Annotated in this window: 11 protein-coding genes; 2 read left to right on the top strand and 9 right to left on the bottom strand. The window is 35.4% G+C overall.

Features of this window, described 5'->3' with window-relative positions; genetic code table 11:
* Positions 1-49: 49 nt before the first annotated feature.
* Positions 50-421, bottom strand: a complete 372-nt coding sequence (locus J5Y03_RS07485) for a response regulator (RefSeq protein WP_209404178.1) — start codon at positions 419-421, stop codon at positions 50-52.
* Positions 422-898: 477 nt separating this feature from the next.
* Between J5Y03_RS07485 and J5Y03_RS07480 the strand changes: the two genes are divergently transcribed.
* Complete coding sequence (locus J5Y03_RS07480; RefSeq protein ID WP_209404176.1) at positions 899-1,417, top strand: DUF2529 family protein; 519 nt, start codon at positions 899-901, stop codon at positions 1,415-1,417.
* Positions 1,418-1,682: 265 nt separating this feature from the next.
* Here the strand turns inward: J5Y03_RS07480 and J5Y03_RS07475 are convergent, their stop codons facing one another.
* The 6 genes from J5Y03_RS07475 to J5Y03_RS07450 all read right to left on the bottom strand — a co-directional run bounded on the left by J5Y03_RS07475 (position 1,683) and on the right by J5Y03_RS07450 (position 13,281).
* Positions 1,683-3,290 (bottom strand): CTP synthase, encoded by a 1,608-nt coding sequence (locus tag J5Y03_RS07475; RefSeq protein WP_209404174.1) that lies wholly within the window; start codon positions 3,288-3,290, stop codon positions 1,683-1,685.
* Between the two features lie 292 nt (positions 3,291-3,582).
* A complete protein-coding gene (rpoE, locus tag J5Y03_RS07470; protein WP_209404172.1) occupies positions 3,583-4,161 on the bottom strand; it encodes a DNA-directed RNA polymerase subunit delta in 579 nt (192 codons plus the stop codon).
* Positions 4,162-4,603: 442 nt separating this feature from the next.
* Complete coding sequence (icmF, locus tag J5Y03_RS07465) at positions 4,604-7,840, bottom strand: fused isobutyryl-CoA mutase/GTPase IcmF (protein ID WP_209404170.1); 3,237 nt, start codon at positions 7,838-7,840, stop codon at positions 4,604-4,606.
* A gap of 169 nt (positions 7,841-8,009) precedes the next feature.
* Positions 8,010-9,143, bottom strand: coding sequence for an acyl-CoA dehydrogenase (locus J5Y03_RS07460; protein WP_209404168.1), 1,134 nt, complete (start codon positions 9,141-9,143; stop codon positions 8,010-8,012).
* 650 nt (positions 9,144-9,793) lie between these two features.
* A complete protein-coding gene (locus tag J5Y03_RS07455) occupies positions 9,794-10,972 on the bottom strand; it encodes an acetyl-CoA C-acetyltransferase (RefSeq protein WP_209404166.1) in 1,179 nt (392 codons plus the stop codon).
* Between the two features lie 191 nt (positions 10,973-11,163).
* Entirely contained in the window at positions 11,164-13,281 is a 2,118-nt protein-coding gene (locus J5Y03_RS07450; protein WP_209404164.1) for a (Fe-S)-binding protein, read from the bottom strand.
* A 205-nt stretch (positions 13,282-13,486) separates the two neighbouring features.
* Here J5Y03_RS07450 and cls point away from each other — a divergent pair, with 205 nt between their 5' ends.
* The gene (gene cls / locus J5Y03_RS07445) at positions 13,487-14,680 is read left to right on the top strand and encodes a cardiolipin synthase (RefSeq protein WP_209404162.1); all 1,194 of its coding nucleotides are present in this window, start codon (positions 13,487-13,489) and stop codon (positions 14,678-14,680) included.
* A 98-nt stretch (positions 14,681-14,778) separates the two neighbouring features.
* Here cls and J5Y03_RS07440 read toward each other — a convergent pair whose 3' ends face one another.
* Positions 14,779-15,783 carry an anti-sigma factor domain-containing protein gene (locus tag J5Y03_RS07440; protein ID WP_209404160.1) on the bottom strand — a complete coding sequence of 335 codons (1,005 nt, stop codon included), beginning with the start codon at positions 15,781-15,783 and terminating at the stop codon, positions 14,779-14,781.
* Complete coding sequence (gene sigI, locus J5Y03_RS07435) at positions 15,783-16,514, bottom strand: RNA polymerase sigma-I factor (RefSeq protein ID WP_322099558.1); 732 nt, start codon at positions 16,512-16,514, stop codon at positions 15,783-15,785. The genes J5Y03_RS07440 and sigI overlap by 1 nt, the downstream gene beginning before the upstream one ends.
* Between the last annotated feature and the right edge of the window lie 64 nt (positions 16,515-16,578).

Genomic DNA, 16,578 nt, shown 5'->3' with positions numbered 1-16,578 from the left:
GTCTTTATACACTACAAAAAAGAAAGCGATTTCCTTTAATTTTTAATGACTAATTTTGATAAGTTACCATATGCTCTCTAACTACTGTTTTAATTTCATCGATGTCAAATGGTTTTGCGAAATAACGAAGAGCACCCAGTTTCTTTGCCTCCTCAATTATGTCAAGCTCACCATATGCTGTCATTAAAATGACTTTTATGTTTTGATCAATTTCTTTAATACGTTTTAAAATTTCAATTCCATCCATACCAGGGATTTTCATATCAAGTACAACTAAGTCTGGACGGTCATTCGTTACAATATCAATTGCTTGAAAACCATTTGCCGCCTGATAAACTTCATAACCTTCTTTTTTAAAGATCTCATGGAGTAATAATCGGATTCCGTACTGATCGTCTACAATTAGAAGCTTGTTTGGCATTCTTTTTCCTCACTTTCGCTACTGTTAGATTTATTATAACCAGTGCAATTTTTCCACATATCGTCTTACATTCGAGCGAATACTAAAACATTCCTTCTTTTTATTAAAAATTTATTTTCTCATTTGAAAATTCCCCAGCATTAACGGGCTGAAAGACCCCAACCTCAAAACTAGTAAGATAAGGATTTATTGCACATTAATGCCCAATTGGGCGGACTAACCATCAGTAAGGTGTGAAGAAAACCCCAACTTTTAAAGGTTACACTCACCCCGCAGTAACTGGCAGTAAACCCCAATGCTTCTAAACTATGAGAGGCAAAGCTGATATTAAAGAATGGATAACTGCCACTAAATGCCCGATTGGGCGGGCTGACCATCAGTGGGATAAATCTTTCCACTGATGGAAGTTTCACTTTATCTCTTCATTCTCTTTTCAGTATAATAAAGATGAACTTTTTCATAAAGGGGTTATTAATAATGAGTAAGATTTTTACAACACAATTAAATGGTGTTTTTCAAAAAATAGGAAATGATGAAGAATCACTTGAAGATTGCGCACGTTTTTTAGCTCAAGCAATAGCAGGTGAAGGAAATATATATGTACACGGAACAAAAGAAATGGCAGGTATTCTAGCCGAGGTAACAGAAGGATTGGAAAATAATTCAGCTATTTTACCTTTATATGTCAATGAGACTATGCAGGCTGTATCACCTGTAGACAGAGTACTGTTATTCACACGTACAACTAACGATGAAGACGGTATAAAATTAGTCAAAACACTACAACAAATGGATATTGGTGTAGCATGTGTTACGTCTGGAAATGCTGATGAAGGATTATTTGAGATGGCTGATGTCTCAATTAATCATTTTATTACTAGAAAACTAGTTCCGACTGAAGAAGGAGATCGTACAGGTTTTCCAAGTTTAATGAGTGGGTTATTTATCTATCATTGTTTAGCTTTAAATATTAAAGAAATACTTGAGGATTTATAGATAATTTTAACTTTGTTGCTATTTCAGTATGTGTAAATTTCCACTCCAGGGTGCTCGCTTTCCTTGGGGCGTGAGCTGAGCCTCCTCGTCGCATAGCTCCTGCGGGGTCTCAGCCTTCCCGCATCTCCCACAGGAGCCCGGCACCCTTACGTTCCAATCAACTTCTGCTTTATCAATCTCTTTAAAAACAACAATCTTTTAGAAATATAAAAAAAAGAGAGGTTTTGTATCTTACTACAAAACCTCTCTTTTTATGAATGATTGATTATTTTGATTCTCTATTGTTTAATGAAGCTCCAACGAAATCTCTAAATAAAGGTTGCGGTCTTGTTGGACGAGACACCAATTCTGGGTGGAATTGAGATGCTACAAACCATGGATGGTTTGGTAATTCAATAATTTCCACTAAACGACCATCTGGGCTAGTTCCAGAGAATACGAAACCTGCTTTTTCCATTTGTTGGCGATATTCATTATTAAACTCATAACGATGACGGTGACGTTCATATACAATCTCATCGCCATATGCCTCATGAGCTTTTGTTCCTTCAACTAACTTACAAGGATATAAACCAAGACGTAATGTACCACCTAAATCCTCAACGTCTTTTTGTTCTGGTAAAAGATCAATGATTGGATACTTTGTAGTTGGATCAATTTCAGAAGTATGAGCACCCTCAAATCCAAGAACGTTTCGTGCAAATTCAATTGATGCAATTTGCATACCTAAACAAATTCCTAAGAAAGGAACGTTGTTTTCACGAGCGAATTGAGCAGTCACAATTTTACCTTCTACTCCACGGTCTCCAAAACCACCAGGTACTAAGATACCGTCTACATCTCCAAGTAGTTCTTTTACATTTTCAGTTGTTACATGCTCAGCATTAATCCAGTCAATCTCGATATCACTATCAAATGAATATCCAGCATGTTTTAATGCTTCTACAACAGAAATATACGCATCTTGAAGTTCTACATATTTACCAACAAGTGCAATTCTTGTTGATTTAGAAAGGTTTTTCACTTTATCAACAAGTGCTTTCCACTCTGTCATTTCTGCTTTTTTAGTTTTAAGTTTTAAATGATCACAAACTAAATCATCTAAGCCTTGTGCTTGTAATTCTAAAGGCACTTCATATAATGTCTCAGCATCACGCGCTTCGATCACTGCTTTAGAATCAATGTCACAGAATAAAGCAAGTTTTTCTTTCATATCATCAGAAACTGGCAGTTCAGTACGAACAACGATTACATTTGGTTGAATACCTAAGCTTCTTAATTCTTTTACACTGTGTTGAGTTGGTTTTGTTTTCATTTCTCCAGCAGCTTTTAAATAAGGAATTAACGTACAATGGATGTACATTACATTATCACGGCCAATGTCACTCTTGATTTGACGAATCGCTTCAAGGAAAGGTAGTGATTCAATATCACCTACAGTTCCACCGATTTCTGTGATAACAACATCCGCATTTGTTTCACGGCCAGCACGGAATACTTTATCTTTTATTTCATTTGTAATATGAGGAATTACTTGAACAGTTCCGCCAAGGTAATCTCCACGACGTTCTTTTTGTAAAACAGTTGAGTACACTTTACCTGTTGTAACATTACTAAATTTATTTAAGTTAATGTCAATAAAACGCTCATAGTGACCTAAGTCTAAATCCGTTTCTGCTCCATCATCCGTAACGAATACTTCACCATGTTGATATGGACTCATTGTCCCTGGGTCTAAGTTAATATATGGGTCAAACTTTTGAATTGTTACGTTTAAACCTCTGTTCTTTAAAAGTCTTCCTAGTGAAGCAGCAGTAATCCCTTTTCCAAGTGATGATACTACTCCGCCTGTTACAAAAATATACTTTGTCATAATGAGCCCCTTTCTTATTTCCTATAGTCTATTGTTCACAAAACAGGATGGTACATGCTCTTTTTACATGTTTCGTTTCAATTTTTTTAAAAAATAGTATTATTAGGTATTTATTTAAACACTCACAGATCGAACTTGCCTAGTTTGATCGATTCTAATAAATAAAAACCTATATTACTCTATAAAAAACAAAAACGCCCCCTATTTAAAATAGGGAGCATTTTTCTTATCACGCACTTTTAAAGAGCCCAATAAGAATTCTACTCATTCATTTTTTAAAAGTCAAGGACTATCATTCTTCTTCTTCTAATTCTTCTAGATCGTCATCTAAAAACTCTTCATCTAATTCTAGTTCTTCTTCATCTTCATCTTCATCTAGATCATCTTCAACATATTCATCGACATTTTCTTCATCTTCTTCATTAATACCGTCTTTATCAATGTCTTCTTCATCAATGTCGTCTTCATCTTCATCTAGCTCTTCTAAATCATCGTCAGACTCAAAGTCCTCGTCTTCGTCAACTGCGTCAAAGCCATCAATCTCTTCGTCATCTTCATATTTCTTAGAGCGCTTTTTCTTTGGCTTAGAAACTGGTAAAACTTCTTCTTCAGCTTGGTCATAAGGATACCAGCTACGTAGTCCCCAGCGATTATCACCTAAACAAACAAAACGGCCATCGATGTTTAGTTCAGTATAGAATTGAGGTAGCTTATCTAATAATTCGTCTCTTGTTACACCTAAAACTGTCGCCATTTGGTCAACAAGTTCATAAAATGCTTTAGGTTGGTTTACTTCTGAGAATAATTCGTATGCAAGTTCAATTAAAGAGAACTCTTTTAATTGCTCTTCTGAGTATTGTTTTAAACTCACTGTAAGCACTCCTTTAAACGATATAGTAAAATACAAATGTACCATTATGTATAAAAATTTAATGTAATTGTACTGAATGCATATCTTTCATTATAAACAAAAGTACAACAAATATGCTACAACTAACTAGACATTTTTCTAGAAATACCTTATATTTTCTATCCCTATTTGAAAAAGAGCGTCAAATTGACGCCCTTTTTTATTTATTTGGCTGTTTTCATATACAATGTTGCTATTTTAGAATGCGTTAGCTGGTTACAACTCCAGGACGCTCCCTTTCCGTGGGCGTGAGCCGAGCCTGTTCCTTATTCCCTACTCCCTGTTTCCTGTTTCCTGTCCCTATGTTCTCACAGGAGTCTCGCACCTTCCGTTTTAATCAACTTTTGTTTTCAAAGTTAATCTCAAATGCAACAATCTTTCAGAAAGGGCCATTTATTTATCCCTACATATTTCGTCTGTATTGTCCGCCAACCTCATATAAAGCTTGCGTAATTTGCCCTAAACTAGCAACCTTTACTGCTTCCATCAATTCAGCAAATATATTTCCGTTCATACGAGCAACTTTCTTTAACTGCTCAATCGCTTCTTTCGCGTTACGAACGTGCTTAACTTTAAATTGTTCTACATGATCAATTTGAGATTGTTTCTCTTCATAACTTGCTCGAGCAATTTCAATTGTATTTAAATCCTCTTGATTCTCATTCGGATTTTGGTATACATTTACACCAATAATCGGAAGATCTCCGTTATGTTTTAGCGTTTCATAATACAATGATTCTTCTTGGATTTTACCTCTTTGATACTGTAATTCCATTGCCCCTAAAACTCCACCACGATCACTAATACGCTCAAATTCCTTTAATACTGCTTCTTCAACTAAATCTGTTAGTTGTTCAATAATATATGCACCTTGTTGAGGATTTTCATTTTTTGATAAACCATTTTCTTTATTAATAATTAATTGTATTGCCATTGCACGGCGAACAGATTCCTCAGTAGGCGTTGTAACTGCTTCGTCATATGCATTTGTGTGCAAAGAATTACAATTATCATATAGTGCTAGCAAAGCTTGAAGTGTCGTACGAATATCATTAAACGCCATTTCTTTCGCGTGCAGTGACCGTCCTGATGTTTGGACATGGTACTTCAACTTCTGACTACGTTCAGATGCACCGTATTTTTCTTTCATTGCAACTGCCCAAATACGTCTTGCTACTCGACCAATTACAGCGTATTCAGCATCTAGTCCATTACTAAAGAAAAACGATAAGTTTGGAGCAAAATCATCAATATGCATTCCACGACTCAAATAATATTCTACATAAGTAAATCCATTTGATAATGTGAACGCTAGCTGTGAAATTGGATTCGCTCCCGCTTCTGCAATGTGATAACCAGAAATTGAAACAGAATAATAATTTCGGACACTATTTTCAATAAAATACTGCTGAATATCGCCCATCATTTTAAGTGCGAATTCAGTCGAGAAGATACATGTATTTTGTCCTTGATCTTCTTTTAAAATATCTGCCTGAACTGTACCACGTACGGTTTTTAACGTCATATTTTTTATTTCAATAAACTCTTCAACTGTTAAAATACGATTTAACTCTTTCTCTTTCATCTCTACTTGCTGATGAATCGCCGTATTTAAAAACATTGCTAAAATAATTGGTGCTGGACCGTTTATCGTCATTGAAACAGATGTAGATGGATCGCATAAATTAAATCCTTTATATAATTCAATCATATTGTCGAGCGTACAGACACTTACGCCACTCTCACCAATTTTCCCAAATATATCTGGACGAATCGCTGGATCTTCACCATATAATGTCACTGAGTCAAATGCTGTACTTAGTCGTTTAGCAGTATCATCTTTACTTAAATAATGAAAACGTCTATTTGTTCTATCTGGTGGTCCTTCTCCTGCAAATTGTCTTTTCGGATCTTCATCTTGTCTTTTGAATGGGAATACGCCAGCAGTAAATGGATAATAGCCAGGAATATTTTCCTTTGCAACCCACTGAACGATATCACCATAATCACTATAGCTAGGAAGGGCAACTTTTGGGATTTTTATTCCAGATAACGTTTCCGTTGTTAATTTATGTTTAATTTCTTTACCTCGAATTGTTTGAACTAATTGGTCCTGACTGTAATCTTTTGATATTTGTTCGAAATACTGTAACGCTTGGCTCGTTGAAGGAGCCAATGAGTTTAAAGTTTGTTGATGCAGCTCTTCTACTGTGCCTTCAACATCTTCCATTTTCGCTTCTTTAATTGCTTGAAGTGCTCCTTTAAGCTGGTAAACTCTACTAGCCTTCTTTGCCTCATCCTTAGCTTTTTTATGATAATTTCTTACTGAATCAGCAATTTCTCGTAAATAAAATCTTCTTTCACTTGGGATAATGATATGCTGTTTTTCAACATTCCCAGGCAGAATGTACATTGTTTCCCACTTTTGATGTACCTTTTTCTCAATCGCTTCAATTAGTGCTAAAAATAAGTTGTTTGTACCAACATCATTAAACTGACTAGCAATCGTTCCATAAACCGGGAACGTTTCAAGTGCATCATGGAATAAATGACGACTTCTTTGATATTGTTTTTGAACAAGTCGAAGCGCATCCTCAGAACCTTGTCGTTCAAATTTATTAATCGCAATTAAGTCAGCGTAATCAATCATGTCAATTTTCTCTAATTGTGATGGCGCTCCAAACTCACTTGTCATCACATACATGTTGATATCACTATGGTTTGTAATGGCTGCATCACCTTGTCCGATTCCGCTTGTTTCGACGAAAATCACATCAAATCCCGCTGCTTTAAAGATTTTCAACGTATCTTCAAGCGCATTTGAGATTTCAGATTGACTTTCACGTGTTGCAAGGCTTCTCATATAGACATTTGGATGATGAATTGCATTCATTCGAATGCGATCTCCCAGTAACGCTCCACCTGTTTTGCGTTTTGTCGGATCAATCGAAACAATGCCTAACGTTTTATCTGGGAATTCCTGAATAAAACGTCTAATTAATTCATCTGTTAACGAACTTTTTCCAGACCCACCTGTACCAGTTATACCAACTACTATGCTTGTATTTGTTTTTTCATCTTCAATTGTCGCAACAAGCTCTTGATTTTCCTCTATTAGATGCTTATTTTCTGAATAAGTTATTGCTCGTGCAATTTCTTTATGATTCTTTGGTGTTAATGTTGTAAATGTAGGTAAATCTTTTGCTGGAGGTAAGAAATCTGTGTTTTGAAGAATATGGTTAATCATTCCTTGTAAACCCATGATTCTTCCATCTTCTGGCGAATAAATCTTCGTAATGCCATAAGCTTCTAGCTCATCTTGTTCACGAGGCAGGATTACGCCACCCCCACCACCAAATATCTTAATATGAGAGGCTCCTCGTTCTTGCAAGAGGTCGTACATATATTTAAAGTATTCTATATGTCCACCTTGATAAGACGACACAGAAATCCCTTGAACATCCTCTTGAATCGCTGCATTCACAATTTCTTCAACTGAGCGATTATGTCCTAAATGAATCACCTCGACACCATTTTCTTGAAGCAAACGACGAATCATATTGATTGTTACGTCATGTCCATCAAACAAACTTGAAGCAGTTACAAAACGAATTTTATATTTTGAAATATATTTCTCCATCTCTCTTTTCCTCTCCTATTCCTTATAAAAAGTTCAAATCGAAAAGAAAACTTGGTGTGGTCCAACGAATAAGGTCTCACCAAGTTAACATGCTGAAATAAAATCATATGTGTAAAATTTGCAATAAACTGATACCTCTACAATATGCTACGGATTTTGGATTGATTGGTTACAGCATTCTAGAAATTACTAGTTTTTGTATTTCTTGTGTTCCTTCATAAATTTGCGTTATTTTCGCATCACGCATCATTCTCTCAACTGGATATTCTTTTGTATATCCGTAGCCACCAAATACTTGTACCGCTTCGGTTGTTACTTTCATAGCTGCGTCACCTGCGAATAGTTTAGACATAGCTGATTCCTTCCCATAAGGTAGGCCAGCTGATTCAAGCCAAGCAGCTTGATAGGTTAATAGGCGAGCTGCCTCCACACTCGTTGCCATCTCTGCTAGTTTAAATCCAATTCCCTGTTGTGCAATAATTGGTTTACCGAATTGCACACGTTCTTTTGCATAATTTACAGCTTCATCAAGTGCTCCTTGCGCTATCCCAACCGCTTGAGCAGCAATTCCATTCCGTCCGCCATCTAAAGTCTGCATTGCAACTTTGAAGCCTTGTCCTTCTTCCCCTAGTAAGTTTTCAGCAGGAATACGGCATTCTTCAAAAATAATTTCTGTTGTCGGTGAAGATCGAATTCCAAGTTTGCTTTCTTTTTTCCCAACCGAAAATCCAGGAGTAGTACTTTCTACAATAAAAGCAGATGTTCCTTTTTGTCTGTTAGCTGGATCAGTTAACGCAAACACAACATAAATTTCTGCTTCTCCACCATTCGTAATAAAGATTTTAGAGCCATTTAAAACGTATTCATTTCCTTCTTTACGAGCAGTTGTCTTCATGCCACCAGCATCAGAACCTGAACCTGGTTCTGTTAAACCATAAGCACCAATCTTTTTCCCTTGTGCTAATGGTCGTAAAAATTTCTGTTTTTGCTCTTCTGTTCCAAATTTATAAATTGGCCAACTTGCTAAAGATGTGTGAGCTGAAAGAGTTACACCTGTTGAGGCACATACTCTTGAAAGCTCCTCAACTGCAATAACATACGCTAAATAATCACTACCGATCCCACCGTATTCTTCAGGAAATGGAATACCAGTTAATCCTAGCTCAGCCATTTGATTAAAAATTTCACGGTCAAACTTCTCTTCTTCGTCTCGCTCTGCTGCACTTGGAGCTACTTCATTTCTAGCAAAGTCTCTTACCATTTTTCTAATCATTTCATGTTCTTCACTTAATCGAAATTGCATCTCTTTCTTCCTCCATTTCATTATCAAATCCAATTTTCATTAATTAGCAAGTAGACCATCTATTTATCTAATACTCTTGCAAACACTTAATTTAATGGCTGTTTTCGTATACATTGTTGCTTTTCAGTATGTGTAATTTCCACTCCAGGATGCTCGCTTTCCTAGGGGCGTGAGCTGAGCCTCCTCGTCGCATACGCTCCTGTGGGGTCTCAGCCTTCCCGCATTTCCCACAGGAGCCTCGCACCTTCCGCCCGAATCAACTTCTGTCTTTAAAATTAAAAATCTCAAAATCAACAATCTTTTAGAAAAAAGCCAACTTAAAACCTTAAAAAAGAAAACGCTTTCTAAGACATTATTTCTTATGTAATAACAAGTATTTCATTCTAACTCTATATAATTGTTGGCTCTGTTAAACAAGAATGTTGTTATTATTTATCAACAATAAACTTTGACAGAGCCTAATTGTTAGAAAGATATCTAAAAACTTCCAAAAGTTAAATATCTTACAATATATTTAAGTATTAGACAGAAATCTATAAATTCCTTGTTTATAGGACAGGAAATTTAGATCACTTTTAAACTAGCAATTCAGTAAAATGAAGCAGTTCGAGAAGCGATGAAAAATCGTTTTCGAACCGCTCTCGTAATTTTTACTTTACTTCTATTAAAACCGCGTCTCCTTGCCCGCCACCACTACAAATTGCAGCAATACCGAGTCCTCCACCGCGTCTTTTCAGCGCATTGATTAATGTTACAATGATACGCGCTCCACTAGCTCCAATTGGATGACCCAATGCAATTGCGCCACCATTCACATTGATTTTTTCTAATGGTATTTCTGCAATTTTTGCACTCGCTAACACAACACTTGCAAATGCTTCATTAATTTCAAACAAATCAATATCTTCTACTCGTTTATTAACTTTATTTAATAATTTTTGAATAACGTATCCAGGAGTTCTTGGGAAATCTTTTGCCTCTACTGCTACTGATGCAGATCCAATAATTTTAGCAATTGGAGTAAGACCTTTATGTAATGCTTCAGTTTTAGTCATCAAACTTAGTGCCGCTGCCCCGTCATTGATACCAGGAGCATTTCCTGCAGTTATTGTTCCATCCTTACCAAATACAGGTGATAGCTTCGATAATTGGTCGATGGACGTTCCTTCTCTAGGGCCCTCGTCTGTTGAAATGATGCTAGTTTTTTTCTTGTCATTCACTTCAATAGATACGATTTCCTCTGTAAAATAACCAGATTTAATCGCATTCACAGCCAATTCGTGACTTCTCAGTGCCCATTCGTCTTGTTGTTCTCTCGACAGGTTTTCAATGACTGACACTTCATTACCGTAGTTACCCATATGTACGCCGGTAAAGGAACACGTTAAACCATCCATCAAAATCCCATCCTGCAATGAACTATGGCCAAGTTTATGACCGAAACGAACATCTTTAGCGTAATAAGGAGTGTTACTCATCGATTCCATGCCACCAGCAATTACGATTTTGCTTTCTCCAGAGCGAATGAGTAAGTCGCCTAACATAACACTTCTCATTCCCGATGCACAAACTTTATTGATTGTTTCTGTTCTTGTATCCCATGACAATCCCGCGTTACGAAGCGCTTGTCTTGAAGGTAACTGCCCTTGTCCACCTTGAAGCACAGTACCAAAAACAACATCATCAATTTCTTCTACTGATAAATTTGCTCTCTCTACTACTTCTTTTATCGCAATACCACCTAATTCTGCTGCTGAAAAACTTTTTAGTACTCCACCTAACTTCCCAATTGGTGTTCTTGCTGCACTAACAATTACTGTTTCCTCCATGCCTACTATCCCCTCTTTCATATGTCTTTACTAAAAGTATAGTATTGTTACTTCATTAAAGAAAGAATTTTTACACTATTTTTATTATTCAATTATCAAACGGATATATCTGAATATCTACAACACAAAAAGGCGCACAAATCGTACACCTTATTGCTATTAACTTTATGTTGACTATATTTTTTTAGAACTTACGATGCTTGAGTATCTTTTTTACCAAATATAGATAGTTCCAGAAGTTCAGCAATATCTAATGTTTGAACATTTTCCTCTACTTCTTTAGCTTTTGTGCCATCTGATAACATTGTTAAACAGTATGGACAGCCTGTTCCAATAACCGTAGGACTAACTGCAAGTGCTTGTTCAGTACGTGTAACATTAATACGGTTTCCGACATGTTCTTCCATCCACATTAGTCCTCCGCCTGCTCCACAGCACATCCCAGTTTCGCGATTACGCTCCATCTCTACTAATTTAACGCCTGGAATCGCTCTAAGAATTTCTCGTGGCGCTTCATATACTTCATTATAGCGACCTAAATAACAAGAATCATGGTACGTAATAACTTGGTCAATCTCATGTGAAGGATATAATAACCCGTCCTTCACCCACTTAGCTAATAATTCAGTATGATGATAAACCTCAATTTCCAACCCAAAGTCTGGGTATTCATTTTTGAAAATATTGTAAGCGTGTGGGTCAATTGTAACTAGCTTACTAACCCCAGCTTTTTCAATTTCTGCAATATTATTATTCGCAAGCTCTTGGAAAAGGAACTCTTGGCCAAGCCTACGTGGAGTGTCTCCTGAATTCTTTTCTTTGTTTCCAAGAATGGCAAATTTAATTCCCGCTTTATTCATCAATTTTGCAAATGCTAGAGCAATTTTTTGACTACGGTTATCATAAGATCCCATTGACCCTACCCAGAATAAGTACTCGAATTCTTCTCCTGCTTTTTGCGCTTCTTTTACAGTAGGAATATGAATACTTTCGTCAAGCTCTCTCCAGTTTTCACGGTCTTTACGATTTAATCCCCAAGGATTTCCTTGTCTTTCAATATTTGTAATCGCACGCTGAGCATCAGGTTGCATTTTTCCTTCTGTTAAAACTAGATAACGGCGTAGATCAATAATTTTATCAACATGTTCATTCATTACTGGACATTGATCTTCACAGTTACGACAAGTTGTACATGCCCAAAGTTCTTCTTCAGTAATTACTTCACCAATTAAATTTGGACTATAATCAAACGCAGTCGCTGCAGTTTCTTCTTGCCCCTTACCTTGCGCCGCAAATGCAATTTGGTTTCCTTTTGTATTAGCAAACGCAACAGTTGGTACCCATGGTGCACGAGAAGTTACGGCAGCACCAGTAAACGTTAAATGATCACGTAATTTTAAAATTAAATCCATTGGTGATAGCATTTTTCCTGTTCCAGTAGCTGGACACATATTTGTACAACGTCCGCACTCTACGCAAGCATATAAGTCAATTAACTGTGTTTGGCGGAAATCAGTAATTTTCCCAACCCCAAAAGTTTCTTGTGTTTCGTCTTCAAAATCAATTTTTTCTAATTTACCAGGTTTTCCTAAACGATTGAAGAACACATTCGCTGGACCTGCAATTAAATGAGCGTGCTTTGATTGTGGAACATACACTAAAAATGTTAATAACGTACATAAATGAATCCACCAAGCAATATAAAATAGCACAATAGCTGCTGGCTCTCCGATTCCACCAAAGATTGTTGAAATCAATGATGCGATTGGCTCATGCAGACTAGTGCCTTCCCCATCCCAAATGAGTCCCATGGCATTTCCAAATAAAGTAGAAAGCATTAATAAGCCAATAAAAATTAAAACAAGTCCATTTTTCCATCCACGTTTTAAACGAACAAGCTTTTCTATGTAACGGCGATAAAATGCCCAAACCACTGCTACTAATATTAGAATTGCAACAATCTCCTGGAAGAATGTAAATGCACCATATAATGGGCCAAACGGTAAATGCGCACCTGGTGACAATCCCCTAATAATAAAATCAATCGCACCAAACTGAACTAAAATAAATCCATAGAAAAAAAGAACATGGATAAATCCACTTTTCTTATCTTTCAATAGTTTCTTTTGTCCAAACACATTTACCCAAATTTTATTAAAACGTTCACTCAAACTCTTGTTAAACTCTTCTTTTTTACCTAATCGAATGTACGCAAGTCTAGTTGTTATGAGGTAAACGAATAAATAGACAGCATATCCTGTTACAGCTAAAAACCCTATTGCATTAAATAGCAAAAGAGTATCCCTCATGGTGAATCCCCCTCTTCAGTTAAAAATAAAACGCATACATTTTTGAAAAATTTATAAACTTGTTAATTTTCTAAATATACATACTTTTATTATATAATGAATGAATATTCAGTCAATAGTTTTTGCATTAATTATATCCTTTTTCATATTCAACCGTTGATATGGCAATACTATTTACACCCAGACGCTTAAAGGAGTTTATCATATGGTTTTTGTTTCAATCCTAATTACCGTTATGATTCTTTTTGTTCTTATTGCATTTGATCTCTATTTTGGCTTCAAATTCTTTCATAAACGGAGTGAAGAATGTCCTTTCCAAGTCCGAAATAGTGAAGCAACGGTTATTACTGAGGGTAAACTTTTATATAACGATCTCTTAAATGATCTGAAAGAGGCTTCTACAAGTATCAACATGCTTTTTTATATCGTACGGAATGACCAAACAAGCGAACAATTTTTATCGCTTCTTGAAAAAAAAGCGCATGAAGGAGTACAGGTTAAACTTCTCGTAGATTGGATTGGTAGTTTTGGGTTAAAACGAAACCGTATGAAAAAATTACGTGAAAATGGTGTTGAAGTTCTATTCAGCCGAAAAATTGGTTTTCCTTTCGCCTTTTATCGTATGCAGCATCGAAATCATCGAAAAATTACCGTTATTGATCATAAAATTGGCTACTTTGGTGGATATAACATTGGCAAGGAATACATTGGCTTTAACGAAGAACTAGGGTATTGGCGAGATTATCATATTCGGATGACTGGTGAAGGGGTAATTGATTTACAAGCACAGTTTCTAATTGACTGGAAACGTACTGGAGGAAACGATTTTCCACTTATCAAAAGTGATGAACTACCAAAAGGAGAGATTTATCACCACTTTTATTCATCTGATTTTACTTGTATTGAAGAGTTATATTTTGAATTGATTCAAAAAGCTAAAAGTGACATTTATATAGGAACTCCTTACTTTATTCCAACGAAAAAAGTATTGAACACTTTGCTAGATGCCCTAAACCGAGGCGTTAAGGTGAGTGTAATTGTTCCAGAAAAAGAGGATCATCGTTTGGTAAAAGAAGCCTCTTTTCCCCATTTACTGAATATAATCGAAGCTGGAGGCAAGGTTTTTCATTACCAAAAAGGCTTTTTTCATGCAAAAGTATTATTAATCGATGAATTATATTGTGATATAGGATCAGTTAACTTTGATCGTAGGAGCTTTTGTATTAATGATGAGTGGAGTTGTATTTTCTCAAGTCCTTCCTTTATTCGCTGTATAAAAGAGATTTTAAAAAAAGATCTTGGATGTTCTAAATCCTACCCTATATCGCATTATAAAAATACTACATTTATGTGGAGGGTACGGAGGTTTATCTCAATGATTCTTTCTCCACTAATGTGAAGATTAGTTAAAAAGGTGTCCTGTCACTTATGTAACAGGACACCTTACTATTTATCCCGATTAACGGGCAGTAAGACCTCGGGGATGGAAGGTTCACTTTATTGATCTTCATCTTGGTCTTGATTATCTTGGTTTTTCTCTTTATCTTTGTGTGATTTTTCTTTGTTAAATTTATGGTGTTCGTATTCTTTATGATGTTTATGGTCGTATTTATATTTAAACTGGTTATCATTTAAGCTTTTTATTTTTTTATTATACTCATAAGTCATATTTACTTTTACAGAATGGTTGTTATGTTCATCTTTATGTACAGATGGTTTTTTCTTTTCATTTTGAACACTTTTCGTTATTTTCCGTTGTGAGTGACTCTCTACTTTCTTTGCCCGGCACTTATTATTCGAGAAACTTTTTGCCATAAAATTACTTTCTACTAGTTTTTCCTTATGAGGTTCATTCTTTTCTGGAGTATTTTGCTTCAAATTCATTTCATCGTGATTTTTCTTAACAGGGACATCATTATGAGTAAGTTTATTAACATTTATTTTATAATTCCTATTTTCCAATTGAACCTCATTTAACTGATGTTCTAATTTTTCACGTGTCTTATCAACACTTTTTTTCATTTTGGTTTCAATCGTAACGGTGTCATTTGTTTGTAGGAAGTTTTTCTTGTTCGATATTTTGATTATTTCTGTAACGACAGACTTAATCGATTTATGCTTCCATCCCTTCAAATCTTGAACAACCGACTCTCCGGTTTCATCCATGTATTTCACATCAATAACTTCTAAATATTTATTAACTGTTGCCTTCACTTTAGCGTTAGAATTTATTGTTACATAAGCCGCTGCCATGGCTTGGTCAGAATTTAAATTATACCCAAAGATTGCAAATAAAATCATTGCACAAGCTATTATGACTCCATACAATTTCGGTAATTGAATCCTAAAAGTTTTGTCATTAATAATTTCTGAAAGGGGGAGACTGATTTCTTGTCCAATTTCTACCGGACTATTTGGCTTTTTACACGTCAAATACTCACCACTAGAGGTAAGAACAATCAGTTTTTTCTTCTTTATTTCTAAAACCAATCCATTGATCATCAGCTATTCCCCCTTTTTAAAAAAGATTGTAAATATGGAAAATCATTTAGAAATACAATACTAAGTGCAATAATATATTTCCGATGTTTTTCCAGTGTTTTTCGACTAACCGTTGTCATTTCTTCCATTTGTTTAATCGGCAGCTTCTTCTTTTTAAATAAATAAGCTACCATTTCTTCTTGTAATATAAATGTATGTACTATTTTATAAAGCTGGTTTCTTGTATCTATGTGCTTAGGTGAAACATTTACTAATTCACTGAAAGATAAACCGAATTGTCTTAATAACTGACTATAATGTTTTATTTCTTCTTTTCTATTCAAATTATCTATACTTTTGCAATACGTTTCGTAGGAGCTGTAATCAGTTTTTGAGTTATCTATCTCATCTATTCCTTCATCAAGAGCTAAAAAACGGTGTTTTGACTCTTCGCGAATATAATCTATGATTCTTCGTTTTACAACTAATGAAGCAAACGATAAAAATGATGAGCCCTTTTTATATGAATAAGATTGAATTGATTCATGAAAAGCATGTAAAGCTACACTAAACTCATCATCTTGTTTTGTAATAAACCGCCTACAAACCTTTGATGTAATTTTTAATATGAAAGGTTCATATTGCCTAAGAAAATGATTTAACTGTTCTTCGTTACCAGCTTGAATAGCATAAACTATGTCCTCTACTTTATTTTTCTTTTGAAACAACGTTTGGAAAATAGCCAATAACACCGCATCATCTCCTTTCCACAATAGAATGATGAGCTGTTCCAAAAGAAAGGTTATCCCTTTCTCA

The organism is Gottfriedia endophytica (genome assembly GCF_017814275.1).
Classification (GTDB): Bacteria; Bacillota; Bacilli; order Bacillales; family Bacillaceae_G; genus Gottfriedia; species Gottfriedia endophytica.
This window is presented reverse-complemented; position numbering and strand designations above follow the sequence as displayed.

What these genes read in the sequence shown, in the direction of transcription:
- J5Y03_RS07440 (WP_209404160.1), bottom strand. Translation starts at nt 15,783, where the DNA reads ATGATCAATGGATTGGTTTTAGAAATAAAGAAGAAAAAACTGATTGTT.
- J5Y03_RS07480 (WP_209404176.1), top strand. Translation starts at nt 899, where the DNA reads ATGAGTAAGATTTTTACAACACAATTAAATGGTGTTTTTCAAAAAATA.
- cls (WP_209404162.1), top strand. Translation starts at nt 13,487, where the DNA reads ATGGTTTTTGTTTCAATCCTAATTACCGTTATGATTCTTTTTGTTCTT.
- J5Y03_RS07450 (WP_209404164.1), bottom strand. Translation starts at nt 13,281, where the DNA reads ATGAGGGATACTCTTTTGCTATTTAATGCAATAGGGTTTTTAGCTGTA.
- J5Y03_RS07485 (WP_209404178.1), bottom strand. Translation starts at nt 421, where the DNA reads ATGCCAAACAAGCTTCTAATTGTAGACGATCAGTACGGAATCCGATTA.
- J5Y03_RS07455 (WP_209404166.1), bottom strand. Translation starts at nt 10,972, where the DNA reads ATGGAGGAAACAGTAATTGTTAGTGCAGCAAGAACACCAATTGGGAAG.
- icmF (WP_209404170.1), bottom strand. Translation starts at nt 7,840, where the DNA reads ATGGAGAAATATATTTCAAAATATAAAATTCGTTTTGTAACTGCTTCA.
- J5Y03_RS07460 (WP_209404168.1), bottom strand. Translation starts at nt 9,143, where the DNA reads ATGCAATTTCGATTAAGTGAAGAACATGAAATGATTAGAAAAATGGTA.
- J5Y03_RS07475 (WP_209404174.1), bottom strand. Translation starts at nt 3,290, where the DNA reads ATGACAAAGTATATTTTTGTAACAGGCGGAGTAGTATCATCACTTGGA.